Genomic DNA, 18,703 nt, shown 5'->3' with positions numbered 1-18,703 from the left:
CTCGACATCGGGAGAACGATCGTTCTCCCCTGGGAGGAAAGGCATTTCCGTGACTCAGCGCCCGCCCCTGCCGCCCTTCGACGAGGAGACGGCACGAGCCAAGGTCCAGGCCGCCGAAGACGCCTGGAACACCTGCGACCCGGACCGGGTCGCCCTCGCCTACACGGAGGACTGCGTCTGGCGGAACCGCGATCAGCTCCTCGCCGGACGTGAGGAAATCCGCGCGTTCCTGCGCCGGAAGTGGGAGAAGGAGCTCGACTACCGTCTGCGCAAGGAGTTGTGGTCCTGGAGCGGCAACCGCATCTCCGTCCGCTTCCGTTACGAGTGGCGCGACACGGACGGACGGCAGTGGCGCAGCTACGGAAACGAGCAGTGGGAATTCGACGCCGACGGACTGATGCGCCGCCGCGAGGCGAGCATCAACGACGTCCCGGCCGACGAGGCCACGGCCGGGGCCGACGCGACGTGGCAGGACGGGATCGGCTGATCTCCTCACGGTCACGCCATCACGTCGGCGACGAATCCGAGGGTGGCATCATGAGCAACCCACGTGAAATCCTTGGAAGTTGCGGACGCGCCCTGTGGAGACCCGTTTCACCTGGACGTGGCGTCCGTCCACGGCCGGACTCCGCCCGTCCGGCCCCTGACACTTCGCGCGGGTGCGGACCCGTGCGGCGTCGGTCGAGTTCCGAGGAAGGGGAGCCTGGTGAACAGTCTCAACAAGGGGATCGAAAAAGTCCAAGTGACACTCAAGTGGGACCCCAGTCCGCCCGGCACTCCCGCCCATGACCTCGATCTGATCGCCGCGACGTACCCCGTGGCCGCCCCGTACGGCGCACCCTCGTATCTCGTCTACTTCGACAGCCGGTCCCCCGACGGCACCATCACCCTCAACAGGGACAGCAAGACCGGCCAGGGGCTGGGTGCGGACGAGGCGCTGACGATGGAGCTCGACCGGCTGTCGGAGCACTACGGCCGGGTGGTGGTGGGCGTCGCCATTCAGCAGAACACGGGGCGGAAAACCTTCGGCGACGTGGCGAATACGGGTGTGCGCATCAGCGCGGGCCTCGCGGTACTGGCTTCCGAGGATCTCGCCGATGTCGCGGCGAGCACCGCTGCGACCGTCGGGGAATTCCTCCGGGACGGCTCGGGCGCGTGGGCATTCCACAAGCTCGTCCGCGGATTCGACGCCGACCCGGCCACGTTCGCCTCGGTGATGGGCAACCGCTGATTGCCGCGGCACGCAGCCGGAAGACACACAGCGGAAAGAAGAATGGGCGGAAAGGCGGATCCGAAAGGGGCCTTTCCGCCCGCGCTTGCCCGTCCGCTCTCTTGTCTGTGAAAATCGCCGTATGAACAAGCGAAAGGACAACCGGGCTCTCGTCCGGTGACCCGCCTCCAGCCATGGGACCTGGGCGGCACCCTCAGCGGCGGCCCCTCCCTCCACGAGCTCGCACTGGCGGAAGAAGAACGTCTGCCGACCGGGTCGGCAGCTCCGGCCCATCGTCGACTGCCCGTGCGGACCCCGGAACCGAGTCGCCGCGCAAGCCGATCGGCGGCCGGAGAAGCCCGGATCGTCGCGGCACTCACCCGCCTGGCCGGAACCGCTCCGGACCGCAGGGTCCTCGAAGTCCTGGACCGGCAACTACGGCGCCTGGTGTGGCGCGATCACGCGGAAGGAATTCGCGCCGCGATCGAGCAACTCGACCTGCCGCCCGACCGATTGCACCGCATGGGCCGGTGGTTCACCACTTATGGTGAGCACGCACACGCGGTCGCGTTCGGCATCGTACTGCTCGGCGCGTACGGAACCGACGAAGACCGGGATGTCCTGCTGACCTTCGGCGTCTACGGGGAATTCGCCAAGGAGGTCTGCGAAGCCCTGACGCATTCGCAGACCGGAGCGCACCGCGTGCTCGTGGCCTTGGCCGAGCGGTCCAAGGGCTGGCCGCGCGTTCACGCCGTCGAGGCGCTCATCGGAGCGACCGACCCCGGCATCAAGGAATGGCTCGTCCGCGATGCGTGCGGCGGCGACGTCCTGGACGGCTATTTCGCGCGGAATGCCGCGGTCACCTGCGATCTCGCCGGTGTGCTCGCCCGTGACCAGTTGGACGAGGAGACACTGAACGGCGCGGGGAGGCTCCTCGCCGCGCTGGCCGATGTCGAGAGCCCCGGAGCCACATTGTTCTCGTACCCGGACGCCCGACGAGCGCTCGAAGGTTATGCGCGGCATTGCGTCCTGCGCGGCCCGTCCCTGAAGCGCCTCACCGTCCTCGCTCTGATCGACCGCTGTCTCGGCACACCCGGTGCCACGAGAGCGGAGTGGCAACCGGACGGTTTCGAGAGCACCCGGTCCCGTTTCGCCGAGTTGCTCTCGGCTCCGGATTCGCGGTCCGTCGTCATACATGGCCTGGCCGACAAGGACCCCGCCGTATTCCGCCGCGCCGCATGGCTGGCGAGACTCCTGGGTGTCCCGTACCACTCGGCGCTCCTCGGCAGAGTGGAATCGATGCCGCTGGACACGACCGTCTGGTATCTGCTCGTCGACGCTTGCCCCGCCGAGGAGATCACCGCCGTGGCAGCGGCCGCGGAACGTCTTCTCCCGCTGGACCGATTGAGGTCCGGTCCCGCGGACGCCAACGGTTTCGGTCCGGACTTCGCGGCCGACAACGCCCTCGACATGATCGTCAGCCGTCTGGACGAACACCCGGGAATCGGCTGGCCGTTGATAACGGCCGCCCTCGGAAACCGCACACGGAGAAACCGCCATATGGCGATGAAGGCCATCGCCTCCTGGCCTGTCCATCTCCTGCCGCCCGAGGCCCGCACACTTCTCCTCGCCGCGCACTCGGAGGAACCGGACGAGGAACTCGGAACGAAGATGCGGCAAGAGCTCGAGCGGCTCTGAGGAACGGCTCCGACGGCACGACAAAGCGGTGGCGCGGAAAGGGATTTCCCTCTCCGCGCCACCGCTTTCAGGTGCGACTAACCCTCAGGCGTCAGCTGCAACCGCTCGTCGAACCGCAGCCCTCGCAGAGGTAGCAGCTGCCCGCGCGGCGCATCTTCGTGCCGCAGGAGAAGCAGAGCGGGGCGTCGGCGTTCAGACCGAGCTGCATTTCCACCAGTTCGGTGGAGTTGTGGGCCTGCTTCGGGGCCGGGGCGGCCGCCACCGGCTGGGCCGGGGCCGCGGCCTGGCGCGGCGCCGACTGGGCGAGGCCCTCGACGTCGACCTCGTCGTCGGCCGGCTCGTACGAACCGGTGTCCAGGTGACGCTGGCGCTCCTCGGCGGAGTGGATGCCCAGTGCCGAGCGGGTCTCGAACGGCAGGAAATCCAGCGCCAGGCGGCGGAAGATGTAGTCGACGATCGACTGAGCCATCCGCACGTCCGGGTCGTCGGTCATGCCCGCCGGCTCGAAGCGCATGTTGGTGAACTTGGAGACGTACGTCTCCAGCGGCACGCCGTACTGCAGGCCGACGGAGACGGCGATGGAGAAGGCGTCCATCATGCCCGCGAGGGTCGAGCCCTGCTTGGACATCTTGAGGAAGACCTCGCCGAGACCGTCGTCCGGGTAGGAATTGGCGGTCATGTAGCCCTCGGCGCCACCGACCGTGAAGGAGGTGGTGATGCCCGGACGCCCCTTGGGGAGGCGCTTGCGGACCGGGCGGTACTCGACGACCTTCTCCGCGGCGGGGGCGGCCTCGACGGTCTTGGCCTCCTCCTTCTTCTTGGCGGAGAGCGGCTGACCGACCTTGCAGTTGTCGCGGTAGATCGCGAGCGCCTTCAGACCGAGCTTCCAGCCCTCGAAGTAGACCTCCTCGACCTCCTCGACGGTGGCCGACTCCGGCAGGTTCACCGTCTTGGAGATGGCGCCGGAGAGGAACGGCTGCGCGGCCGCCATCATGCGCACGTGGCCCATGGCGGAGATCGCGCGCTCGCCCATGGCGCAGTCGAAGACCTCGTAGTGCTCGGACTTCAGGCCCGGGGCGTCGATCACATTGCCGTGCTCGGCGATGTGGGCGACGACCGCCTCGACCTGCTCCGGCTGGTAGCCGAGGCGCTTGAGGGCCTTGGGGACCGTGTTGTTCACGATCTGCATCGAACCGCCGCCGACGAGCTTCTTGAACTTGACCAGGGCCAAGTCCGGCTCGACGCCCGTGGTGTCGCAGTCCATCATCAGGCCGATGGTGCCGGTGGGGGCCAGCACGGACGCCTGGGCGTTGCGGAAGCCGTTCTTCTCGCCGAGGCGGATGACGTCCTGCCACGCCTCGGTGGCCGCGGCCCACACCGGGGTGTCCAGGTCGTCCATGCGCTTGGCGACCGTGTTGGCGTCGGCGTGCTGCTTCATGACGCGCTTGTGCGCGTCGGCATTGCGGGCGTAGCCGTCGTACGGGCCGACGACCGCGGCCAGCTCGGCGGAGCGCCGGTAGGAGGTACCCGTCATCAGCGAGGTGATGGCACCGGCCAGGGCCCGGCCGCCCTCGCTGTCGTACGCGTGGCCGGTGGCCATCAGCAGGGCGCCCAGGTTGGCGTAGCCGATGCCCAGCTGGCGGAAGGCGCGGGTCGTCTCGCCGATCTTCTCGGTCGGGAAGTCGGCGAAGCAGATGGAGATGTCCATCGCGGTGATGACCAGCTCGACGACCTTGGCGAAGCGCTCGGCGTCGAACGACTGGTTTCCCTTGTCGTCGTCGCGCAGGAACTTCATGAGGTTGAGCGAGGCCAGGTTGCACGAGGAGTTGTCCAGGTGCATGTACTCGCTGCACGGGTTGGACGCGGTGATCCGGCCCGTCTCCGGCGAGGTGTGCCAGTGGTTGATCGTGTCGTCGTACTGGATACCCGGGTCGGCACAGGCCCAGGCCGCCTCGGCCATCTTGCGGAAAAGGCCCTTGGCGTCGATCTCCTCGATGACCTCACCGGTCATACGGCCGCGCAGGCCGAACTTCGAGCCGGTCTCGACGGCGTTCATGAACTCGTCGTTGACACGGACGGAGTTGTTGGCGTTCTGGTACTGGACGGACGTGATGTCGTCGCCGCCCAGGTCCATGTCGAAGCCGGCGTCGCGCAGGGCGCGGACCTTCTCCTCCTCCTTGACCTTGGTCTCGATGAACGCCTCGACGTCCGGGTGGTCGACGTCGAGGACGACCATCTTGGCCGCACGGCGGGTGGCGCCGCCCGACTTGATCGTTCCTGCGGAGGCGTCGGCGCCGCGCATGAAGGAGACCGGGCCGGAGGCGTTGCCGCCGGAGGAGAGCAGCTCCTTGGAGGAGCGGATGCGGGAGAGGTTCAGGCCGGCGCCGGAGCCGCCCTTGAAGATCATGCCCTCTTCCTTGTACCAGTCGAGGATCGACTCCATGGAGTCGTCGACGGACAGGATGAAGCAGGCGGAGACCTGCTGCGGCTGGGCGGTGCCGACGTTGAACCAGACCGGCGAGTTGAAGCTGAAGACCTGGTGCAGCAGGGCGTAGGTGAGCTCGTGCTCGAAGATCTCGGCGTCCGCCGGGGAGGCGAAGTAGCCGTGCTCCTCGCCCGCCTTGCGGTAGGTCTTCACCACACGGTCGATGAGCTGCCGGAGGCTCGCCTCGCGGTCGGGGGAGCCGACCGCGCCGCGGAAGTACTTGCTCGTGACAATGTTGACCGCGTTGACCGACCAGAAGTCGGGGAACTCGACGCCACGCTGCTCGAAGTTGATCGAGCCGTCGCGCCAGTTGGTCATGACGACGTCACGACGCTCCCAGACCACCTCGTCGTACGGGTGCACGCCGGGAGTCGTGTGGATGCGTTCGATGCGCAGACCCTTGCCGCCCTTGTTTCCCTTGGAGCGGGAACCTCGTGCCGGGCCGCTCGTCGTCTCGGTCATGCCGCCTCCCTCTACGGGCAAAACGCCCTAATGCGCCCAATTCTTCCGTGGCGCGGATGTCTGTCGTTCACCCGGGCGCGCGGAGCGCGCCGGGCAGGTCTCTTGTTGTGGGGCCGCTAGTCGGCGGCCACGGCGGGCGCGGGGACCTCCGAGGTCCCGGCACGCTCACCGGCGGCCACGACGGGCCGTTGTTCACGGAGTTCCGCCACCGCGGCCTCGAAGTCCTCCAGCGAGTCGAACGCCTGGTACACGGACGCGAACCGCAGATAGGCGACGAGGTCGAGCTCCCGGAGGGGGCCGAGTATGGCGAGGCCGACGTCATGCGTGGAGAGTTCGGCGCTGCCTGTGGCCCGCACCGCCTCCTCGACACGCTGACCGAGCTGCGCGAGGGCGTCCTCGGTGACCGGGCGGCCCTGGCACGCCTTGCGCACTCCGGAGATGACCTTGTTGCGGCTGAAGGGCTCGGTGACCCCGCTGCGCTTGATCACCATCAGTGAGGCGGTTTCCACGGTCGTGAACCGGCGGGAGCAGTCGGGGCACTGTCGGCGCCTGCGGATCGAGCAGCCGTCATCGGTGGTCCGACTGTCGACCACACGGCTGTCGGGGTGCCTGCAGAAGGGGCAGTGCATGGCTCTCCACCCTCCTCACCCTCATAGGACTGTGCACGATCTTCGGCTTCGGCCGACCCCCTTGCGGAGGCCTCGCGAAGCAGCCCCCAGCATAGGCGATGCCCGCGGCTCGGAATGACCAGCTACGGTCTCCGACCACAACTTGTGGGAGCTGCCGCCAATCAAACCACTAGATCTGGTGCCGAGCGGCCAGCCGCGCCGGAGGCGTGTCGCACCGCGCGGACAGGGCACGAGCCTACGCGAGCGGCCCCTGCCGCTCCCCCGAGGGCCGCGGATGACAGACTGGCCGCGACGCGGCGACCCCGACCGTCCGACACGCCGGGGCACTCTCGGAGCGAAGAGCCGCCGGCCGGAATCCGGCGTACGGATGTCCGGCCCGGCAGGGTCTGTGAAGTCCGCAGGACTTCGCACCGAAGGGTACCGTAATAGGTCGAATTGATCTTCAGCCGTACACCCTCCCCCCTGATCACGTCAGGCAATCTTCGATATTTCACTCGAACGTGTGTTTGGCGCAACCTTTCGAAAGCAACTACCGTTGTCCAGCTAGGGAGAACATCTCGAGAGGGGCCGACGTGACCACCACCGCAGACAGCGCCACCATCACCGCCCAGGACCGCTCCCAGAACCGACTCGACCAGGCACACCCCATGAATGACGCAGCCATGAACGCCGAGGGGCCCAAGCCCGCTCGCGCGCTTCCAGGACGACCTCCAGGAATCCGGGCCGACAGCTCGGGGCTCACCGACCGGCAGCGCCGGGTGATCGAAGTCATCCGGGACTCCGTCCAGCGCCGGGGCTATCCGCCGTCCATGCGTGAGATCGGCCAGGCGGTGGGACTCTCGAGCACCTCCTCCGTGGCCCACCAGCTGATGGCCCTGGAGCGCAAGGGCTTCCTCCGGAGGGACCCCCACCGTCCGCGCGCGTACGAGGTGCGCGGCTCCGACCAGCCCAGCTCGCAGCCGACCGACACCACGGGCAAGCCCGCTGCCTCCTATGTGCCGCTGGTCGGCCGGATCGCGGCCGGTGGGCCCATCCTGGCGGAGGAGTCCGTGGAGGACGTCTTCCCGCTGCCGCGCCAATTGGTCGGCGACGGGGAGCTGTTCGTCCTCAAGGTCGTCGGGGACTCCATGGTGGAAGCCGCCATCTGTGACGGCGACTGGGTGACGGTGCGTCGCCAGCCGGTTGCGGAGAACGGCGATATCGTGGCCGCGATGCTCGACGGCGAGGCTACGGTCAAGCGCTTCAAGCGCGAGGACGGACATGTGTGGCTGCTGCCGCACAACGCCGCCTACCAGCCCATTCCCGGCGACGAGGCCACCATCCTCGGCAAGGTGGTGGCGGTCCTCCGCCGGGTCTGAAGGCGTCGCAGGACCGGGCCCCGGAACCACTGCGCCGGTTCCGGGGTCCGCCTTTGCGTTCGGCCCCGTCCGCTCCCGGTCCGGCGCCGTCCGGCCCTCGCCTCGGATCGAAGGGCCGGTTGCTCCTGCGGCCTACTCCTTGGCCGCCTTCGCGGCGGCGTCGATCGCCGCCAGGGAGCGGCGCGCCTGATTGCGGTCCGTCGTGTACCAGAAGTCCGGCATGGAGGCGCGCAGGAAGCTCCCGTAGCGGGCCTTGGCCAGCCTCGGGTCGAGCACCGCGACCACGCCGCGATCCCCCGCCGCCCGTACGAGACGGCCCGCCCCCTGCGCCATCAGCAGCGCCGCGTGCGTCGCCGCGACCGCCATGAAGCCGTTGCCGCCCGCTTCCTCCACGGCCCGCTGCCGGGCGCTCATCAGCGGATCGTCGGGCCGCGGGAAGGGCACCCGGTCCATCACCACGAGCTGACAGCTCGATCCGGGGACGTCGACGCCCTGCCACAGCGACAGCGTGCCGAACAGACACGTACGGTCGTCGGCCGCGAACGTCCGGATGAGCTCGCCCAGCGTCTCCTCGCCCTGGAGCAGGATCGGCATGTCGAGCCGCCCCCGCAGCGCCTCCGCGGCCGCCTGCGCGGCCCGCATCGAGGAGAACAGACCGAGCGTGCGGCCGCCGGCGGCCTCCACCAGCTCCGCCAGCTCGTCGAGCATGTCCGAACGGCTGCCCTCCCGGCCGGGCTGGGAGAGGTGCTGCGCCACGTAGAGGATGCCCTGCTTGGGGTAGTCGAAGGGGGAGCCGACGTCGACGCCCTTCCACTGGGGACTGTCGTCGCCCCCCGTGCCCTCCGGGGCCAGCCCCAGCGAGGCACCGACCCCGTTGAAGTCGCCGCCGAGCTTGAGCGTGGCGGAGGTGAGAACGACGGAGCGCTCGTTGAAGAGCTTCTCCCTCAGCAGCCCGGAGACGGACAGCGGAGCGACCCGCAGGGAGGCCCCGAAGCGATCGTGGCGCTCGTACCAGACGACGTCGTACTCGGAGCCCTCCACGATCCGCTCCGCCACGGTGTGGACGCTCTCGACGTGGGCCAGCGCCTGCTTGCGGACGGCGTCCTCGTCCTGGACGGACTTGTCGCGGGTGTTGCCGATCGCGGAGATCACCGTGCGGGAGGCGTCGCGCAGCGACATCAGCGCGTACCGCAGATCCTCGGGGATCACTTCGAGGCGGCCGGGGAGCGCCAGCTCCATGAGGCGCTCGAAGCCCTCCGCCGCGGTCTGCAGGGCGTCCGCCGCCTTCTCGTCCACGAGCTTGGCGGCCCGGCGCACGGCGCGGTTGACCTGGCCCGGAGTGAGCTCGCCGGTGGCCACACCGGTGACCCGGGACACCAGCTCGTGGGCCTCGTCGACGATCAGCACCTCGTGGCTGGGCAGCACCGGGGCGCCCTCGATGGCGTCGATGGCCAGCAGGGCGTGGTTGGTGACCACGACATCGGCGAGCTTGGCCCGCTCGCGCGCGGCCTCGGCGAAGCACTCGGCACCGTACGCGCACTTCGAGGCGGAGAGGCACTCGCGGGAGGTGACCGAGATCTGGGACCAGGCGCGGTCGGAGACCCCGGGCGTGAGGTCGTCGCGGTCGCCGGTCTCGGTCTCGTCCGCCCAGTCGCGCAGGCGCAGCAGGTCCTTGCCGAGCTTGCTCGTCGGGGCCGCCGCCTCCACGGCGTCGAACAGGCCCTCCTCCTCTTCCTGCGGCACTCCCTCGTGCAGGCGGTGCAGACACAGGTAGTTCGACCGGCCCTTGAGCATGGCGAACTGCGGGCGGCGGCGCAGCAGCGGCTGGAGCGCGTCGACCGTGCGGGGCAGGTCGCGCTCCACGAGCTGGCGCTGGAGCGCGAGCGTCGCGGTCGCCACGACGACACGCTCGCCGTGGGCGAGGGCCGGAACCAGATAGCCGAGGGACTTTCCGGTGCCGGTGCCGGCCTGCACCAGCAGGTGGGAGTTGCCGTCGACCGCTTCGGCGACGGCTTCGGCCATGGTGACCTGACCGGGCCGCTCGGTGCCGCCGACGGCGGTGACGGCGGCGTGCAGCAGGTCTGCGAGGGAGGGCGAGGAGGTGGCAGTCATAGCTGTTCCAGACTAAGGGGAGGCACTGACATCCCCGGCCCGATCATGAGAAGTGCTGTGGATCGGATACGGCCCGGTGCGGACATCGCACGGAAACGTCGTGCGGAAACGTCAGAGGACCCCGCGCAGCGAGCGGTCGCGGATCATCAGGGCCGCGCGCTTGTCCGGCAGGTCGACTTCCGCGGCCAGCCGGAAGCCCGCGCCGAGGAACGCCGCGACCGACGGGACGTTGCGGAGGTCCGGTTCGGCGACGACCCGGGCGCAGGAGGGCCGGTGGTCCAGGACGAGGTCGGCGACGGCGCGCAGCAGTCCGCTTCCGATGCCGCGGCCGCGGTCGGCGACCCTGCCGATGACGAGGTGGAGCCCGGTGTCGTGCGGCCGGGCCGGGTAGTGGCGGGCGATGGGGCCCAGGTCCGCGCGGTACACCTCCCAGTAGCTCATCGGCACTCCGGCGAGCACTCCCAGGCACGGAACGCTGCGCCCGTCGCCGTCGAGCTGGGCGCGCACATGGGCCTCGGTGACGGTGTCGGGCCCGCCGAGCCCCCAAAAGGCCGCGACGGCCGGGTCGTTCATCCATCGGGCGACGAGCCGCAGGTCGCGTTCGAGCCGGACGGGCACGAGCCGGAAGGGGCCCGACGGGGTCGTCGCGGCCCGCCAGTCCGGCAGGGAGTCGAGGAGGTCCGGGGCACCGTACCGGACGGCCCCGGCCGGGTCGTGCGCCTCCGGCCGGTCGTCGACGCCGAGTTCGACGAACTCCTCGGTCAGTTCCAGCTCGAGGGTGTCGTCGGTGCTGGACCCGGTGCCGGGGTCGGTGGGCGGCACGGCGGCACTCTCCTCTCCGTGGCTCTCCCGGGCTCCCGGGGAGCCACGGCCTTCCCGGGGCGCTCGCCGGTCATCCGGCCGATACGACAAGGGGGTTGGCGATGGTGACGTAGACGGACTGGGAGGCGACCGGGCCGACGAGCTCGTCGAGCCCCCGCAGTCCGGTCAGCAGGTTCGCCTTGCAGCTGAGGGTGGGTGCCTCCAGCAGGTGGGCGGGCAGGGTCGAGCCGCTCGCGGACGGCCCGTGGGCCGCCTCCTTGAGGAAACGGCGGAACGCGGCGAGCAGGATCCGCTCGTCGGCGAGGCGCTGCGACCCGAACGCGCCGATCAGGCCGAGGACGTTGTTGATGCCCAGGTAGTAGGCGAATCGCTCGTCGGCCACCGTGTCGGGCACAAAGGTGTCGCTCTGTGTGCCGATCCCGGGGAGCCTGCTGTCGAGCGCGTCGCGGTGGGACTCACGGAAGTAGTAGCCCTGGTTGTCGCGGAACCGTCCGCCCACCGGCCAGCCGTCCGGGTCGAGCAGCACCAGGGTGTTCTGCTGATGGGCCTCCAGGGCGATGCCCGCCTGTCCGTCGAGCCACAGCACGGGCCGTACGACCGCTTCCAGGTAACGGAGGAACCACTCCGCCGACACGGCTCCGGCGGGTCGGCCGGTGCGGTGCGCGAGCCGGGCGACGAGCTCGGCGAGGCGGGAGGACATGCCGGTGGGACGACGGCCCGGCGCGCCGGGCCAGGGGCGCGGCGACACGATCCCCGCGAGGCACACGGCGTCGTCGCCGGGGCCGAAGGGGTTGTGCCGGATGACGGCGTCCAGTCCGGGCAGCGGGGTGCCGTCCGGTGCGTCGACGGCGAGCCAGGCGGGGTCGCGGACGATGTCGAAGCCGAGGCCGCCCGCGCAGGCGGAGCGCCAGCGCTCGGCGAGCCCGCTGCGCAGCAGCCGGTGCACCTCGACGCCGCGGTGGAGTTCCTTGCGGAGGTTCTCCCGCCGCGAGTTGGTGATGCGCAGGCCCAGCGAGAGCTTCAGCATGGCGGGCGCGCCGGGGCGGTGCAGGGTGCGTACGGACGAAGTCGGGTGCCAGGGCTCGCCGTGTGCGCCGAGGTCGTGGAGCAGCCCGGCGTCGAAGAGGCGGGCGACGGCCGGGCGGCTGCGGACGTCGTGCGCCTGCCAGGGGTGCACGGGAAGGGCCGTCGTGTCGGGCGGCAGGCGCAGTTCGGGGCCCGCGAGCCGGGCGGCCAGGGTGACGGCGTCGATGGCCCTGCCGCGCTCGGTCCAGGCCGATTCGGATGCCAGCAGGGAGTGATGGACGGCCAGCCAGTGCAGAGGGAAGGAGCCGCGCGTCTCCGGTGAACAGGCGAGGGATTGCGCTTCGGAGAGACCTTCACGGCTCTTGGGCACGGGGTGGAGGGGATGCCCGAGCAGCAGGGACTGTTCCGCGTGGAGGAAGAGGTTCACCGCGTCCGGGTCGGCGGGCCGTTCGCGCCGGTCGGTGAGGAACTCCGCCGTACGGCGGGCCGAATCTGCGACCCGGGCGACGAGGTCGGCGCCGTCTCCGGCGGGGGTGTGTCCGGACAGTGCGGTCCGGTGGGCGGCTTCCCGGCCGAGGAGTGCGGCCAGGGTGACGGCGTCGACGGGCGGGGCGTCGGCCGGGCCCGCGGCGAGGGCGGGCGGGCCGAAGCGGTGCCAGCCGGTGGCGGACCAGTAGTGCAGGGGCACGCGCAGGACGGTGCCGCTCGCGCTGAGGGGCAGGTGCAGCACCTCGCCCTCCGGGCGGGGGATGTCGTGCTCGCGGACCCAGCAGCGGAGCAGGTTCTCGACGGTCGCGGCGTCCGCGGCGACGCGGGGGTCGGGGTGCTCCAGCGGGTCGGAAACCGTCCTGGTGTACGGGTCGGGGCTGTCGGCCTGGCCCGGCAGCACGACCACCACGGGCGGCCCGGCCTGCTCGCGGGCCCGGTCGGCGGCGGGTGCCTCGGTGCCGGTGGGTGCGTTCATGCGGTGTGCGGCGCACGCGCCCCGGTGTCACGCCGGGGTCGTGGTGCCTGCCTCCTTCGGCGTGGTCGGGGTGGGGGCGCGGCGGTGGGTCCTGGCGACCGCGGCGACGGCGTCCGACAGCCGGTCGAGGACCGCGCGCGTCTGCTCGTCGGTGATCGTGAGGGGCGGCAGGAGGCGTACGACGGAGGAGTGCCTGCCGCCCAGTTCGACGATGAGCCCCCGGTGCAGGCACTCCCGCCGTACGGCGGTGGCGGCGCCGGGCGCGCACTCGATGCCGATCATGAGCCCGAGCCCGCGTACCTCGCCGAGGCACGCGTGGTCCCGGGCGAGCTCCCGGAGCTCTCGGAGCATGTGCGCGCCGAGCGTCGCCGAGCGTGCGGCGAGGCCGTTCTCCCGTACGTGGCGCAGTGTCGCCGCGCCTGCCGCCATGGCCAGTTGGTTGCCCTGGAACGCGTCGGCGCGGGAGTCCGGCCGCCGGGCGTCGAGTTCGGCGCGGTGGACGACGGCGGCGAGCGGGAGGCCGCCGCCGATCGCGTGGGACAGCACCATCACGTCGGGCACGATCCCGCTGTGCTCGACCGCCCAGAAGGCCCCGGTGCGGCCGACGCCGGTCGTCGTCTCGTCCGCGACGAGAGGGATCGAGCGGGCGGCGGTGAGCGTGCGCGCCCTGCGCAGCAGACCGCCCGGCACCGGGAGCACGGAGCCGTCCCCCGCGACGGGCTCGGCGATCACGCCGCCCGGTGGGCACGCCCCGCTCGCGAGGGCGGCGAGGAAGGCGGCCGGAGCGAGCAGTTCCGTACGGCCCGTCGCGTCCCGTACGAGTTCCCGGACGGCGCGTGTGACATCGCTGCCGACGGGGCCGCAGAAACGGATCCGCGCCGTGTCGGCCAGCCCGCGCGGCAGGGTGGCGAACAACTCGCCGGTGAAAGCGTCCCGCACCGGGGTGGCGTGGTCCTGGGCGTTCAGCGGGGCGCCCGAGTCAAGCACCGCGCGGATGGCTTCGAGCACGACCGGGTGATTGTGTCCGAGCGCCGATGTGCCCGCTCCCGAGAGGCAGTCGAGGTAGCGGCGGCCGTCGGCTCCCTCGATCGTCAGGCCGCGGGCGCGCACCGGCACGACCGGCAACGAGCAGGCGTACGTACGGTCCGCCGGTTTCCGCGCCGACTGCCGTGGGAAAACGCCGTCGTGAGCCCCCCGCGACGACGTCTTCAGCGGCAGCTGCGTCAAGGTCACGGCTCTGGGACCTCCTGGTGCCGGACTCCGGTCGGTTCTCCCCCGTACGTACCAACGACGGGGCGGGCGGCGGAACACGGCCCGCCGTCAAGAACCTTCGTCAACGGAACCGGGGACCCGCCCTCACCCGTCTCCCACCGCACCGGCATAGTGGGGTCCTGCCACCCCACTGGGGCGGTACATGACAAATTCATAAAGGTGCGCGCACCGCGCGGGCACCGCTGCGTCAAGAGATCGATTCAGGGGGAACCCACTCCATGCCATCCATCCGCCGGCCCGCGCTGGCTGCGGCCGCTCTGACCGCCGCGCTGGCCCTGACAGCCACCGCGTGCGGCCCTTCCGAGGACAAGGCCGCGGGCGGCGACAAGCCCAGCGCCTCCGCGCCCCAGACGGGTGATGACGGCCTCCAGCTGCCCAAGAACCTCCCTTCGTCCCTCAAGGACCTGGACAAGTGGAAGAACGGCGCCTGGAAGAACTGGGACAAGGAGCAGTGGCTCCGTGAGGCACGTGACTTCATCAACCCCATCATCAAGGGCCACTGGAAGCCCGACACGATGAAGGACGCCCGCTCCAGCGACAAGACGCTGTCGAGCAAGGGTGCTCCGGGCTCCGCTCCGGGCGCCTCCGGCGACCAGGGCGTCACCGACCCCGAGCCGCGTCCGGTCACGGCCAAGTCCGTCGATCTGCCGTACCACAACAACGCCGCCCCGGTCGGCAAGGTGTTCTTCGACAGCCCCGAGGGCCACATGGTCTGCTCGGCGACGGTCGTCAAGGACCCGGCACACCCGGGCAAGTCCAATATGGTGTGGACGGCGGGCCACTGCGTGCACTCGGGCAAGAGCGGCGGCTGGTACCGCAACATCGCCTTCGTGCCGTCCTACAACGACAAGGGCCTGCCGAGCTCCCAGCTCAACAGCGCGCCGGTGCAGGACGTCGCCCCGTACGGCGTGTGGTGGGCGGACTGGGCGCAGACGTCCTCGCAGTGGATCACGCAGGGCGCCGAGACGGGTGGCGCCGGCGCTCCCTACGACTTCTCCGTGCTGCACGTGAAGCCCGAGGCCGGTTCCGGCAAGTCGCTGGAGGAGACCGTCGGCAACGCCCTCACCGTGGACTTCAACGCCCCGCAGGTGAAGTCCATCCAGTCGATGGGCGCTTGGGGCTACCCGGCCGCACCGCCCTTCGACGGCCAGAAGATGTACGACTGCGTCGACAGGCCGGGCCGGCTGACCATCGACCCGTCGCAGCCGACCATGTACCGCATCGGCTGCACCATGACCGGCGGCTCGTCCGGCGGCGGCTGGTTCGCCCAGCGCGACGGCAAGGTGGTGCTGGTCTCCAACACCTCCATCGGCCCGGCCAACAGCACCTGGCTGGCGGGTCCGCACCTCGGCCCGGAGGCCAAGGGCGTCTACGACGGCATCAGCCAGAAGTTCGCCAACCAGTAGGCGACGACGGCAAGCCGAAGGCCCGTCCCCGTGGTGATACGGGGACGGGCCTTCGTCGTGTCCGCGTGGCGCGGCCGCCGGTGTCAGCCTCGGACGGCCGGAGCGTACCGCTGAAGATCCGCGGCGAGCTCCTCGTGGACCCGCGCCTTGATGAGCGTGCCCTCCGGGGTGTGCTCCTCGGAGATCACCTCACCGTCGGCGTGCGTCCGCGCGACCAGGGAGCCCTGCGTGTACGGCACCAGGGCCTCGATCTCGACGGCGGGCCGGGGCAGCTCGGTGTCGATCAGCTCCAGCAGCTCCGCGATGCCCTCGCCGGTCCGCGCGGAGACGGCCAGGGAGTGCTTCTCGATGCGCAGCAGACGCTGCAGCACGAGCGGGTCCGCGGCGTCCGCCTTGTTGATCACGACGATCTCCGGCACGTCGACGGCGCCGACCTCGCGGATCACCTCGCGCACGGCGGCCAGCTGCTCCTCCGGCGCCGGGTGCGAGCCGTCCACCACGTGGAGGATCAGATCGGAGTCCCCGACCTCCTCCATGGTGGAGCGGAACGCCTCGACGAGGTGGTGCGGCAGGTGCCGTACGAACCCGACGGTGTCGGCGAGGGTGTAGAGCCGCCCACTGGGCGTCTCGGCACGGCGGACGGTCGGGTCGAGGGTGGCGAACAGGGAGTTCTCCACCAGCACACCCGCTCCGGTGAGCCGGTTGAGCAACGAGGACTTGCCCGCGTTGGTGTAGCCCGCGATGGCGACCGAGGGAACCTTGTTGCGCCTGCGCTCCTGGCGCTTGACGTCGCGACCGGTCTTCATCTCCGCGATCTCCCGGCGCATCTTCGCCATCTTCTCGCGGATCCGCCGACGGTCCGTCTCGATCTTGGTCTCACCGGGGCCGCGGGTGGCCATGCCGCCGCCGGAGGAACCGGAGCCACCGCCACCCATCTGCCGGGACAGCGACTGACCCCAGCCGCGCAGGCGCGGCAGCATGTACTGCATCTGGGCCAGCGAGACCTGGGCCTTGCCCTCTCGGGACTTGGCGTGCTGCGCGAAGATGTCGAGGATCAGGGCGGTCCGGTCGACCACCTTGACCTTGACGACGTCCTCGAGGTGGATGAGCTGGCCGGGGCTGAGCTCACCGTCGCAGACCACGGTGTCGGCGCCGGTCTCCAGGACGATGTCCCGCAGCTCCTGCGCCTTGCCGGAGCCGATGTACGTGGCCGGGTCCGGCTTGTCGCGACGCTGGACCACACCGTCGAGGACGAGGGCACCCGCCGTCTCGGCGAGCGCGGCCAGCTCCGCGAGGGAGTTCTCCGCGTCCTGCACGGTGCCCGACGTCCAGACACCGACCAGGACCACGCGCTCCAGGCGCAGCTGTCGGTACTCGACCTCGGTGACGTCCTGGAGCTCGGTGGAGAGGCCCACCACACGGCGCAGCGCCGCGCGCTCGGAGCGGTCGTACTGCTCGCCGTCGCGCTCCCCGTCGATCTCGTGGCTCCAGGCGACGTCCTCTTCCATCAGGGCGTCGGCCCGAAGGCTGTCCGGGAGGCTCTGCCGGTCCTGGGGAAGGGAAGAAGAGGAGGTCATTTGATCCTTACGTCGTTGGGAAGTGGCGGCCCCCGTCGAGGGACCACACCGTCGACAACGTGCGGTGACCCCCGGAGATTCCCGGGGCGGGCCCCCGCGCCGACCCGTCGATGGTCCCATGCCGCCGTGTGGGCGTCACGCGGGTTTCTTGGTGGGCTTCCAGTCGGGGTGGCCGGGCATCGGCGGGGTGGTGGGGTCGTACAGCCAGGCGTGCAGGAACCGCGACAGGTCCTGGTGGGAGACCCGGGAGGCGAGGGCGACGAAGTCGGCCGTGCTGGCCGTGGAGTCGCGGTGGCGGGCGACCCACTGGCGCTCCAGGTTCTCGAAGGCGGGTGTCCCGATCTTCTCGCGCAGCGCGTAGAGGACCACGGCGCTGCCGTCGTAGACGACCGGCCGGAAGATGCTGATCTTCTTCCCCGGCGCGGGGCCCCTGGGGGCGGCGGGCGGGCCGCCGTCGACGCGCATCGCGTCGGAGTACTCGTACGCCATGCGCATCCGGTCGGCGAACTTCCGGCCGCCCTTCTCCTCCGCGTAGAGCGCTTCGTACCAGGTGGCGTGTCCTTCGTTCAGCCAGAGGTCGGACCACACCCGGGGGCTGACGCTGTCGCCGAACCACTGGTGGGCGAGCTCATGGACCATGATTGATTCGAGGTACCAGTCGGGGATGTCGGTCCGGGTGAACAGGGAGCGCTCGAAGAGGGAGAGCGTCTGCGTCTCCAGCTCGAAGCCCGTCGACGCGTCGGCCATGAGCACCCCGTAGGTCTCGAACGGGAACGTGCCGACGCGCTTCTCCATCCAGGCGATCTGGTCGGGGGTCCTGGCCGTCCACTTCTCCAGCCGCTGCTGCTCCGCGACGGGTACGACATCGCGCACGGGCAGCCCGCGCGGTCCGTTGCGGTGGGGGGTGACGGAGCGGCCGATGGAGATCTGGGCGAGCTCGGTGGCCATGGGATGCATGGTCCGGTACGTCCACGTGGTGTCCGCACCCCTGGCGACACGTCCCACGGGCAGCCCGTTGGCGACCACGGTCAGCTCCTTGGGGGCCGTCACGTGGAAGGTGAACAGTGCCTTGCTGGAGGGGTGGTCGCTGCTGGGGAAGATGCGGTGGGCGGCATCGGCCTGGTTGGCCATGACCAGGCCGTCGCTCGTGGTGACCCAGCCGCCGTCGGTCGCGCCGCGGGGGTCGCTGGTGTGGTGCACCGTGACGGTGAACCGCCCGTGGTTCGGCAGGCCCGTCGCCGGGGTGATGACGAGGTCCTCCTGGACGGGGGTGAATCGGGCGGGCACCCCGTTGACCTCGATCGAGCGGACCGTGCCGTGGGTGAAGTCCAGGTTGAAGTGGTCCAGCCAGTCGGTGGCCTCGGCCCTGATGGTGGTGACGGCGTCGAGCGGCTTGTCGTTGCCGTGGTAGTCGAGGGCGATGTCGTAGGCGAGCACGTCGAAGCCCGGGTTGCCCAGATACGGGAAGAGCCGGTCACCGACCCCCTCGGCGGTGGGAGTGGGCGGGGCGGCGGCACCCACGAGGAGGGTGGTGGCGGCCGTGTAGAAGGCGGCCCGGCGGCTGAGGGGCCACTGACGGAACGGGAAGCGCGTCCTGCGGGAGTGCGGCATGCGTCCACCGCTATCAGCGCGGCGGCCAAGGCTGTCGGCGGCACGACGCCGCCCCACCCGTATGAGCGCTT

General features: G+C 70.5%; 13 protein-coding genes. 5 read left to right on the top strand and 8 right to left on the bottom strand.

Translation table 11 applies throughout. The annotated features are described in order from the left end of the window. Positions 1–49 precede the first annotated feature (49 nt). The 3 genes from ACWD4A_RS17125 (at position 50) to ACWD4A_RS17115 (ending at position 2,908) form a co-directional block, all read left to right on the top strand. Positions 50–487 carry a nuclear transport factor 2 family protein gene (locus tag ACWD4A_RS17125; RefSeq protein WP_451194606.1) on the top strand — a complete coding sequence of 146 codons (438 nt, stop codon included), beginning with the start codon at positions 50–52 and terminating at the stop codon, positions 485–487. Between the two features lie 219 nt (positions 488–706). Next, positions 707–1,231: a TerD family protein gene (locus ACWD4A_RS17120; RefSeq protein ID WP_451194605.1), complete on the top strand. Its 525-nt coding sequence runs from the start codon at positions 707–709 to the stop codon at positions 1,229–1,231. Between the two features lie 156 nt (positions 1,232–1,387). Further along, positions 1,388–2,908: a hypothetical protein gene (locus ACWD4A_RS17115; RefSeq protein WP_451194604.1), complete on the top strand. Its 1,521-nt coding sequence runs from the start codon at positions 1,388–1,390 to the stop codon at positions 2,906–2,908. 91 nt (positions 2,909–2,999) lie between these two features. On the opposite strand, the gene ACWD4A_RS17110 is transcribed toward ACWD4A_RS17115, so the two are convergent. Together ACWD4A_RS17110 and nrdR are read right to left on the bottom strand one after the other, a co-directional pair. Further along, complete coding sequence (locus tag ACWD4A_RS17110) at positions 3,000–5,855, bottom strand: vitamin B12-dependent ribonucleotide reductase (protein ID WP_451194602.1); 2,856 nt, start codon at positions 5,853–5,855, stop codon at positions 3,000–3,002. Positions 5,856–5,971: 116 nt separating this feature from the next. Further along, positions 5,972–6,484 (bottom strand): transcriptional regulator NrdR, encoded by a 513-nt coding sequence (gene nrdR, locus ACWD4A_RS17105; RefSeq protein ID WP_451194600.1) that lies wholly within the window; start codon positions 6,482–6,484, stop codon positions 5,972–5,974. A 572-nt stretch (positions 6,485–7,056) separates the two neighbouring features. Between nrdR and lexA the strand changes: the two genes are divergently transcribed. Next, entirely contained in the window at positions 7,057–7,842 is a 786-nt protein-coding gene (gene lexA / locus ACWD4A_RS17100) for a transcriptional repressor LexA (protein WP_361520735.1), read from the top strand. Positions 7,843–7,974: 132 nt separating this feature from the next. Here the strand turns inward: lexA and ACWD4A_RS17095 are convergent, their stop codons facing one another. The 4 genes from ACWD4A_RS17095 to ACWD4A_RS17080 all read right to left on the bottom strand — a co-directional run bounded on the left by ACWD4A_RS17095 (position 7,975) and on the right by ACWD4A_RS17080 (position 13,999). Next, entirely contained in the window at positions 7,975–9,954 is a 1,980-nt protein-coding gene (locus ACWD4A_RS17095) for an ATP-dependent DNA helicase (RefSeq protein ID WP_451194599.1), read from the bottom strand. Positions 9,955–10,065: 111 nt separating this feature from the next. Continuing rightward, on the bottom strand, positions 10,066–10,776 hold the full coding sequence (locus ACWD4A_RS17090) for a GNAT family N-acetyltransferase (RefSeq protein ID WP_451194597.1): 711 nt from the start codon (positions 10,774–10,776) through the stop codon (positions 10,066–10,068). A gap of 70 nt (positions 10,777–10,846) precedes the next feature. Next, positions 10,847–12,766 (bottom strand): IucA/IucC family protein, encoded by a 1,920-nt coding sequence (locus ACWD4A_RS17085; RefSeq protein ID WP_451194595.1) that lies wholly within the window; start codon positions 12,764–12,766, stop codon positions 10,847–10,849. A 27-nt stretch (positions 12,767–12,793) separates the two neighbouring features. Then, on the bottom strand, positions 12,794–13,999 hold the full coding sequence (locus tag ACWD4A_RS17080) for an aminotransferase class III-fold pyridoxal phosphate-dependent enzyme (RefSeq protein WP_451194593.1): 1,206 nt from the start codon (positions 13,997–13,999) through the stop codon (positions 12,794–12,796). A gap of 257 nt (positions 14,000–14,256) precedes the next feature. Here ACWD4A_RS17080 and ACWD4A_RS17075 point away from each other — a divergent pair, with 257 nt between their 5' ends. After that, the gene (locus tag ACWD4A_RS17075) at positions 14,257–15,444 is read left to right on the top strand and encodes a trypsin-like serine peptidase (protein ID WP_451194592.1); all 1,188 of its coding nucleotides are present in this window, start codon (positions 14,257–14,259) and stop codon (positions 15,442–15,444) included. Positions 15,445–15,527: 83 nt separating this feature from the next. Here ACWD4A_RS17075 and hflX read toward each other — a convergent pair whose 3' ends face one another. Further along, complete coding sequence (hflX, locus tag ACWD4A_RS17070; RefSeq protein WP_451194590.1) at positions 15,528–17,021, bottom strand: GTPase HflX; 1,494 nt, start codon at positions 17,019–17,021, stop codon at positions 15,528–15,530. A gap of 135 nt (positions 17,022–17,156) precedes the next feature. Continuing rightward, positions 17,157–18,632, bottom strand: a complete 1,476-nt coding sequence (locus ACWD4A_RS17065; RefSeq protein WP_451194588.1) for a M1 family metallopeptidase — start codon at positions 18,630–18,632, stop codon at positions 17,157–17,159. Positions 18,633–18,703: the final 71 nt, after the last annotated feature.

The sequence above is a fragment of the Streptomyces sp. NPDC002537 genome, from assembly GCF_053594975.1.
Note: the sequence above shows the minus strand (reverse complement) of the source record. Positions and strands in the feature narration are given on the sequence as shown.

What these genes read in the sequence shown, in the direction of transcription:
- ACWD4A_RS17075 (WP_451194592.1), top strand. Translation starts at nt 14,257, where the DNA reads ATGCCATCCATCCGCCGGCCCGCGCTGGCTGCGGCCGCTCTGACCGCC.
- ACWD4A_RS17085 (WP_451194595.1), bottom strand. Translation starts at nt 12,766, where the DNA reads ATGAACGCACCCACCGGCACCGAGGCACCCGCCGCCGACCGGGCCCGC.
- nrdR (WP_451194600.1), bottom strand. Translation starts at nt 6,484, where the DNA reads ATGCACTGCCCCTTCTGCAGGCACCCCGACAGCCGTGTGGTCGACAGT.
- ACWD4A_RS17110 (WP_451194602.1), bottom strand. Translation starts at nt 5,855, where the DNA reads ATGACCGAGACGACGAGCGGCCCGGCACGAGGTTCCCGCTCCAAGGGA.
- hflX (WP_451194590.1), bottom strand. Translation starts at nt 17,021, where the DNA reads ATGACCTCCTCTTCTTCCCTTCCCCAGGACCGGCAGAGCCTCCCGGAC.
- ACWD4A_RS17065 (WP_451194588.1), bottom strand. Translation starts at nt 18,632, where the DNA reads ATGCCGCACTCCCGCAGGACGCGCTTCCCGTTCCGTCAGTGGCCCCTC.
- ACWD4A_RS17095 (WP_451194599.1), bottom strand. Translation starts at nt 9,954, where the DNA reads ATGACTGCCACCTCCTCGCCCTCCCTCGCAGACCTGCTGCACGCCGCC.